Source organism: Methylorubrum podarium, from assembly GCF_022179745.1.
Lineage (GTDB): Bacteria > Pseudomonadota > Alphaproteobacteria > Rhizobiales > Beijerinckiaceae > Methylobacterium > Methylobacterium podarium.
This window is the reverse complement of the sequence record NZ_BPRD01000481.1, coordinates 1-6,629: the sequence shown is the minus strand read 5'-3', so window position 1 is coordinate 6,629 and position 6,629 is coordinate 1. Positions and strand designations below refer to the sequence as shown.

8 protein-coding genes are annotated in these 6,629 nt (G+C 67.6%); all 8 read right to left on the bottom strand.

Features of this window, described 5'->3' with window-relative positions; all coding sequences use genetic code 11:
- Window positions 1-182 (bottom strand): NAD(P)(+) transhydrogenase (Re/Si-specific) subunit beta (locus MFF42_RS21475; protein WP_238257605.1); only part of this gene is annotated, 182 nt, incomplete at its 3' end.
- A 4-nt stretch (window positions 183-186) separates the two neighbouring features.
- A complete protein-coding gene (locus MFF42_RS21470) occupies window positions 187-639 on the bottom strand; it encodes a proton-translocating transhydrogenase family protein (protein WP_238257604.1) in 453 nt (150 codons plus the stop codon).
- 21 nt (window positions 640-660) lie between these two features.
- Window positions 661-1,800: a Re/Si-specific NAD(P)(+) transhydrogenase subunit alpha gene (locus MFF42_RS21465; RefSeq protein WP_238257602.1), complete on the bottom strand. Its 1,140-nt coding sequence runs from the start codon at window positions 1,798-1,800 to the stop codon at window positions 661-663.
- Between the two features lie 111 nt (window positions 1,801-1,911).
- On the bottom strand, window positions 1,912-2,205 hold the full coding sequence (locus MFF42_RS21460) for an aa3-type cytochrome c oxidase subunit IV (RefSeq protein WP_238257600.1): 294 nt from the start codon (window positions 2,203-2,205) through the stop codon (window positions 1,912-1,914).
- A gap of 113 nt (window positions 2,206-2,318) precedes the next feature.
- Window positions 2,319-3,689 carry an ABC1 kinase family protein gene (locus MFF42_RS21455; protein WP_238257599.1) on the bottom strand — a complete coding sequence of 457 codons (1,371 nt, stop codon included), beginning with the start codon at window positions 3,687-3,689 and terminating at the stop codon, window positions 2,319-2,321.
- Between the two features lie 92 nt (window positions 3,690-3,781).
- On the bottom strand, window positions 3,782-4,168 hold the full coding sequence (locus tag MFF42_RS21450; RefSeq protein ID WP_238257597.1) for a type II toxin-antitoxin system death-on-curing family toxin: 387 nt from the start codon (window positions 4,166-4,168) through the stop codon (window positions 3,782-3,784).
- Window positions 4,165-4,389, bottom strand: coding sequence for an AbrB/MazE/SpoVT family DNA-binding domain-containing protein (locus MFF42_RS21445; RefSeq protein ID WP_238257596.1), 225 nt, complete (start codon window positions 4,387-4,389; stop codon window positions 4,165-4,167). The genes MFF42_RS21450 and MFF42_RS21445 overlap by 4 nt, the downstream gene beginning before the upstream one ends.
- Before the next feature lie 74 nt (window positions 4,390-4,463).
- Complete coding sequence (locus MFF42_RS21440) at window positions 4,464-6,341, bottom strand: M3 family oligoendopeptidase (protein WP_238257594.1); 1,878 nt, start codon at window positions 6,339-6,341, stop codon at window positions 4,464-4,466.
- Window positions 6,342-6,629 lie beyond the last annotated feature (288 nt).

Sequence of the window (6,629 nt, the reverse complement as noted above, 5' to 3'; positions counted from 1 at the left end):
ATCCAGGCGCTGAGGCCGGACGGCGGGTGGCCGACCAGCGTGGTGAGGATGGCGAGCCCCATGCCCACCATGCCGTAGAGGTTGCCCTGACGAGCGGTCGTCGGGTGCGAGAGCCCCCGCAGCGCCATGATGAACAGGACGCCGGAGACGATGTAGAGAAGGGATGAGACGTTTTCAGACATCGCCTCAGACCTTCTTCTTGTACATGCCGAGCATGCGCTGCGTGACGAGGAAGCCGCCGAAGATGTTCACGGAGGCGAGGACGATACCGATGAAGCCGAAGAAGCGGGCCCAGCCGGTGCCCTTCTCGATCAGCGGGACGCCGACGGCGAGCAGCGCGCCGACGATGATGACGGAGGAGATCGCGTTGGTGACGGACATGAGCGGCGTGTGCAGCGCGGGCGTCACCGACCAGACGACGTAGTAGCCGACGAAGATCGCGAGCACGAAGATCGCGAGACGGAACACGGTCGGATCGACCGCGCCGTGGGTGGCGGCCGCCACGCCGTGGCCGATCGCATCGGCAATCGACTGCGCGTGGGCGGCGTTCTGCTGGGCGATGTCGGCCGCGGCGCGTGCGGCGGCCGCGGCGGCCTGGGCCTGATCAGCAGGCGAGACGGGCGGAAGGGGGGTTGCCATGATGAGATCCTCCGCGACCGATCAGGCTTTGGGCTGAAAGTTGGGGTGAACCACCTGACCGTCGCGGGTGAGGTTGGTGGCCTTGACGAGTTCGTCGTCCCACTTCACCGCCAGCGCCTTCGCTTCCTTGTCGATCATCGTCTCGACGAAGGAGAAGAGGTTGCGGGCGTAGAGGCTCGAGGCGGTCGCCGCGAGGCGGCCGGGCACGTTGACGTGGCCGACGATCTTCACGCCGTTGCCGACGGTAACGATCTCACCCGCCTTCGCACCCGCGACGTTGCCGCCGCGCTCGACCGCGAGGTCGACGAGCACCGAACCCGGCTTCATCGAGGCGACCATCTCCTCGGAGACGAGCTTCGGCGCCGGGCGGCCCGGGATCAGGGCCGTGGTGATGACGATGTCCTGCTTGGCGATGTGGCCCTTGACCAGCTCCGCCTGCTTCTTCTGGTACTCGGCCGACATCTCCTTGGCGTAGCCGCCGGACGTCTCGGCCTGCTTGAACTCGTCGTCCTCGACCGCGACGAACTTGGCGCCGAGCGATTCGACCTGTTCCTTGGTGGCGGGGCGCACGTCCGTGGCGGTCACCACGGCGCCCATGCGGCGGGCGGTGGCGATGGCCTGGAGGCCGGCGACGCCGACACCCATGATGAAGATGCGCGCGGCCGGGACGGTGCCCGCGGCGGTCATCATCATCGGCAGGGAGCGGCCGTACTCGGCGGCCCCATCGACCACGGCGCGGTAGCCGGCAAGGTTGGCCTGGGACGAGAGCACGTCCATCACCTGCGCGCGGGTGATGCGGGGCATCAGCTCCATGGCGAAGCCGGAGACACCCGCCTCGGCCATGGCCTTCAGCGCGTCCTCGTGGCCGTAGGGGTCCATGATCGCGACGACCACGGCACCCTTCTGGATCTTGGCAAGCTCGTCCGCGTTGGGACGGCGGACCTTGAGGACCAGATCCGAGCCGGACAGAGCCTCCTCGGCGCTTCCGGCGATCTTGGCGCCGGCCGCCTCGTACTCGGAATCGGGAACGCCGGCCTTGGTGCCGGCCCCCGATTGCACGACGACCTCACTGCCCAGACCAATGAACTTCTTGACCGTTTCTGGGACGGCCGCGACCCGTGGTTCTATCGGGTCCGTCTCCGTCAAGACGGCAATACGCATCAGTTGCTCCCGTTCTTACAGCCGCCCTTCGGCGTGCCGGTATCCGAGCCTTCGTGGAAGTTCAGATCTGGAAAAGGCCGACCCGTGGGGCCGGCCCGAAACATTCGGTCCTCAGCTCAGGAAGAGGATCGCGAGGAGGGCTGCGAGGACGAAGGCCTGGGCCTTCCAGCCGATGGCCGGAACGAAGGCGCCGGCCGCCGCGGCCGCCCAGGAGACCAGCACGCCGATGATGGCGGTCACCCAGGCTTCGTGCACGCCGCCGATGGCGAGGGCCACGACCCAGCACAGAACCGTGACCGTGCCGATCTCGACGAAGCGGATGAAGCCCCGATAGGTCTGCTCGTGGGTCTTCTCGTCCATCGCCGGGCTGTAGTTCAGGCCGGTGAGGGTCTTCGTGTCCGCCATTGCGCGCCCGTTCCCTGATATCGTTTTGCTTGTCACGCGCGGATTTAGCGCAAGGCTATCCCGCTCGCAATCAGCTTGACGGTCGGGCCGGCACGTCTTGAGCCGACTTTTTGTTACGTCGGGTTGGGCAGACCCGCCTCGGCCAGGGCCGTGCCCTGCCGCTCGGACAGGGTTTCGAGCGAGAATCGCTCGATCTCCGCCTCGAACAGCCGATGATAATTCAGTTCGGAGCGCAGGTGCAGAAAGACCGCGCCGAGCCCGACCGCGGCCCGGTCCATGAACACGAATTCCTGTGGGACGGTGACCGGACCCCGCTCCTTCAGCGCCTGGTGGACGGAAAACGCCTCGCGCCGGCCGTAGGCCCCGGGCTCGACCCCGTCCGCGACGGTGCGCGTGCGGTCTTCCAGCAGGGGTCCGTAAATGAAGCGGGCCCAGATGTTGAGGATGTCGACGGTCTCCTTGTCGAGCTTCTTGAAGCCCCAGACCTCATAGGCGTGGACCACGCGGTCGCGATCGTTGTTCAGCAATCCGCGGTAGAGATCGACCACACCGCCGACGAAGCGCGGATGGAAGATGCGCACGCAGCCGTAATCGAGCAGGTTGATGCCCTGCGCCTCGCCGCCCTCGGAGAAGACGGTGTAGTTGCCGAGATGCGGATCGCCGTGGATCACCGCGGCGCGGCTGAACGGATGCCACCACGCCCGGAACATCGCCTGGGCGATGCGGTTGCGGATCTCGATCGGGGCGTCGGCGAAGGTCAGGATCCTCTCGCCGTCGAGCCAGCCGAGGGTGAGGAGCCGCTTCGTGGAGAGATCGGGGTGCACCGTCGGCACCCGCACCGAATCGATGTCCTTGAGCACGCTGCCGTAGAGGGCGGCGTGCTTGGCCTCGCGGCCGTAATCGAGTTCCTCGCGCACCCGCGCGCCGATCTCCTTGGAGATCTCCGACGTGTCGAGCCAGGAATTCATCCGGCGATGCAGGGCGAAGGCGACCTGGAGCTGCTTGAGATCGGCCTCCACCGCCGACTGCATGTCGGGATACTGGAGCTTGCAGGCGAGCGGCGCGCCGTCGAGCGATTCGGCGCGGTGGACCTGCCCCAGGGAGGCGGCTGCCGCGGGTTTCAGGTCGAATCGGCCGAAGCGGCTCTGCCAGTCGGCGCCGAGTTCGGCCATCATCCGGCGCTTGACGAAGGCCGCCCCCATCGGCGGCGCGTCGGCCTGAAGCTTCTGCAGCTCGGCGGCGTATTCCGGCGGCAGGAGATCCGGCACGGTGGCGAGGAGCTGCGCCACCTTCATGATCGGCCCCTTCAGGCCGCCGAGGGCCTGGGCCAGGGCCGCCGCGTTGGTCAGGCTCGCGCCGTCCTTGCCGCCGAACAGGCGCGCCGCCGCCATCCGCGCGGCTACCCCTCCGACATTGGCGCCGACGCTGGCGTAGCGGCTCGCGCGGGCGGTGAAGCGGTTGGCTTCGCGGTCGGTCTCGGCCATGGACTCGGATCGATTCCTTTCGGGACTCGACCGGAGATAGGCAGCCCGGTGTCCCGCGCACAGGGCGCTGGGACGGCGCGCCGCGGCGGGCGCTACGCTTTCGGCCAGTTGTCGCGGATCCAGCGGGTGAGGCCGGATTCGTCGATCTCGCCTGCAGCGAGACCACGGATCATCAGCACCGCCTCCGCTTCGTCAACGACGAAATCGATATCGTTCAGCCCGAGGAAGGTCACCAACGCCAGGAGCGCAGCGCGCTTGTTGCCGTCGATGAAGGGATGGTTTTTGGCAATGCCGAAGGCGTAGGCTGCGGCGAGTTCAGCCAAGTCAGGCTCGCCGTAGCCTACGCGATTGATGGGTCGACCGAGGGCCGATTCGAGCGCGCCCTCATCGCGCAGGCCTGGAGGCCCGCCGAAGAGCTTGAGCTGCTGTGCGTGAATGGCCTGGACGAGGTCGCTTGTCAGCCAAACGATCTCGCTCACTTCGCCAACTCGGCGAGCGCGTTGCGATAGGTCTTCATCGCCTTCTCGGCGATCTTCATGCCCTTCTCGAAAGTCGGATCATAGGGCGAGAGATGCAGCGTGCCGTCCGCGTTCTCGGTGACATGCAGCCAATCGCCCTGATCCAGTTTGAGCCTGCCGACGAGTTCCTTCGGCAGGATCAGACCGGTCGAGTTTCCGATGCGCTTGATTTCGAGCTTCACGTTGATGGGCCTCCCAGCTTACCTGCGTTCAACGTGCGTATAACACGTCGAGGCCAAGGCCCATAGATTGCGGCCTACGCATCCTCCATCGCCTCCAGCTCCGCGATCATCCCCTCGATCATTCCGAGCCCGATCTGCCAGAAGCCCGGATCGCTCGCGTCGAGCCCGAACGGCTTGAGCAGCTCGCCGTAGGGCTTCGAGCCGCCGGCCGAGAGCAGGGCGAAATAGCGCTCGACGAAGCCCGGCTCGGCGCGGGCGTAGACGCCGTAGAGCGAGTTCACGAGGCAGTCGCCGAAGGCGTAGGCGTAGACGTAGAACGGCGAGTGGATGAAGTGCGGGATGTAGGCCCAGAACGGCTCGTAGCCCTTGTCGAGGGTGATGGCCGGGCCGAGGCTCTCCGACTGCACCGACATCCAGAGCTCGTTGATCTGCTCGGCCGTCAGCTCGCCCTTGACGCGGGCGAGGTGGACCTTCCGCTCGAACGAGTAGAACGCGATCTGGCGCACCACCGTGTTGATCATGTCCTCGACCTTGGCCGCCAGCATCGCCCGGCGCTGGGTCGGGTCGGTGGTCTGGCCGAGCAGGCGGCGGAAGGTCAGCATCTCGCCGAACACGCTCGCGGTCTCCGCCAATGTCAGCGGCGTCGGCGCCATCAGCGCGCCGTTCGGGGCGGCGAGCACCTGATGCACGCCGTGGCCGAGTTCGTGCGCCAGCGTCATCACGTCCCGCGGCTTACCCTGGTAGTTCACCAGAACGTAGGGATGGGCCGAGGGCACCGTCGGATGCGCGAAGGCGCCGGGCGCCTTGCCGGGCCGGGTCGGCGCGTCGATCCAGCCGCCGTCGAAGAACTTTTTGGCGATGCCGGCCATGTCGGGCGAGAACGCGTTGTAGGCCTCCAGCACCGTGTCGCGGGCCTGCGCCCAGGGGATCGTGCGCTGCTCCACCTTCGGCAGCGGCGCGTTACGGTCCCAATAGGGCAGCGCCTCGACGCCGAACCACTTCGCCTTGAGCCGGTAGTAGCGGTGCGACAGGCGCGGATAGGCCGCGCGCACGGCCTCCACCATGGCCGCGACGACCTCCGGCTCGACGCGGTTCGAGAGGTGGCGGGCATCGGCCACGTCCTTGAAGCCGCGCCAGCGGTCGGAGATCTCCTTGTCCTTGGCCAGCGTGTTGGTGATCAGCGCGAAGATGCGAAGGTTCGCCCGCAGCGTCTCGCCGAGCGCCAGCGCCGCCTCCTTGCGCACCGCCCCGTCCGGATCCTGAAGCTTGTTCAGGGTCGGCTCCAGCGTCAGGCGCTCGCCCTGCACGGGGAAGCGCAGCGAGGCGATCGTTTCGTTGAAGAGCCGGTCCCAGGCGGCGCTCGACGTCACCGACTTGTCGAGGAACAGTTTCTCCGTGCGGTCGTCGAGCTGGTACGGCTTCTCGCGGCGCAGGTCCTCGATCCAGGGCCGGTAGCGGGCGAGCGGACCGTCGGCCATTGCCGCATCGAGCACGGCATCCTCGACGCGGTTCAGTTCCAGGCCGAAGAACAGCAGGTCGCCGGATGCCGTGGTCAGCCGCTCGCGGGTGTCGCCGTAGAACTTGGCGCGGGTCTCGTCGGTGGTGTCGCCGGAATAGACGAGGCCGGCATAGGACATCAGCCGGCCCATCAGATCCTCGATCCGCTCGTAGGCCTGCACCGCCTCGCCGAGGACGGAGGAGGCGTCCGGCCCGCCGGCGATCTCGGCGATTCGGCCGGCATAGCGCTCGGCGAAGGCTCGGCTCTCCACCTCGGCCCGTTCGAGGTCGTCCCGGAAGGCGGGCGCGTCCATGCCCGGATAGAGGTCGGTGAGGTCCCATTCGGGCAGCACCCCGAGATCCGCCGCCTGAACGGCGCTGCGCACGGCCGCGAGTTCCTCGGCCCCCCTCGGCAGATCCGGGGCCAGGGCGGCGAAAACGGCTCGGCTCGACATGATGTGCGGTTTCCTCGACGCGTTGACCACCGTTCCGGAATCGGTCGCTCCGGCGCGGGCAGGGGCAGATATCGAGCGGGAGGTCCCTACGATCAACTGCGGCCCGCAATCCCGGGCGCCGCAGGGCCGACGGAACGGCGGTTGTGTCGCCTCGACCGCCGGGCGGGCGAAATTCCGGCGTCGTTAAGCGGGGCTTTACGCTCTTGGGCGACCCTGTGCCTCGAAACGAAACAGCCGCCGCCATGCGTCCGCCGGTCTCTCCTCGGAGATCGCGTCGGCCCGCGGCCG

Excerpts from the sequence above, each read along its gene's own strand:
- MFF42_RS21455 (WP_238257599.1), bottom strand. The coding sequence starts at position 3,689 with ATGGCCGAGACCGACCGCGAAGCCAACCGCTTCACCGCCCGCGCGAGC.
- MFF42_RS21465 (WP_238257602.1), bottom strand. The coding sequence starts at position 1,800 with ATGCGTATTGCCGTCTTGACGGAGACGGACCCGATAGAACCACGGGTC.
- MFF42_RS21470 (WP_238257604.1), bottom strand. The coding sequence starts at position 639 with ATGGCAACCCCCCTTCCGCCCGTCTCGCCTGCTGATCAGGCCCAGGCC.
- MFF42_RS21460 (WP_238257600.1), bottom strand. The coding sequence starts at position 2,205 with ATGGCGGACACGAAGACCCTCACCGGCCTGAACTACAGCCCGGCGATG.
- MFF42_RS21440 (WP_238257594.1), bottom strand. The coding sequence starts at position 6,341 with ATGTCGAGCCGAGCCGTTTTCGCCGCCCTGGCCCCGGATCTGCCGAGG.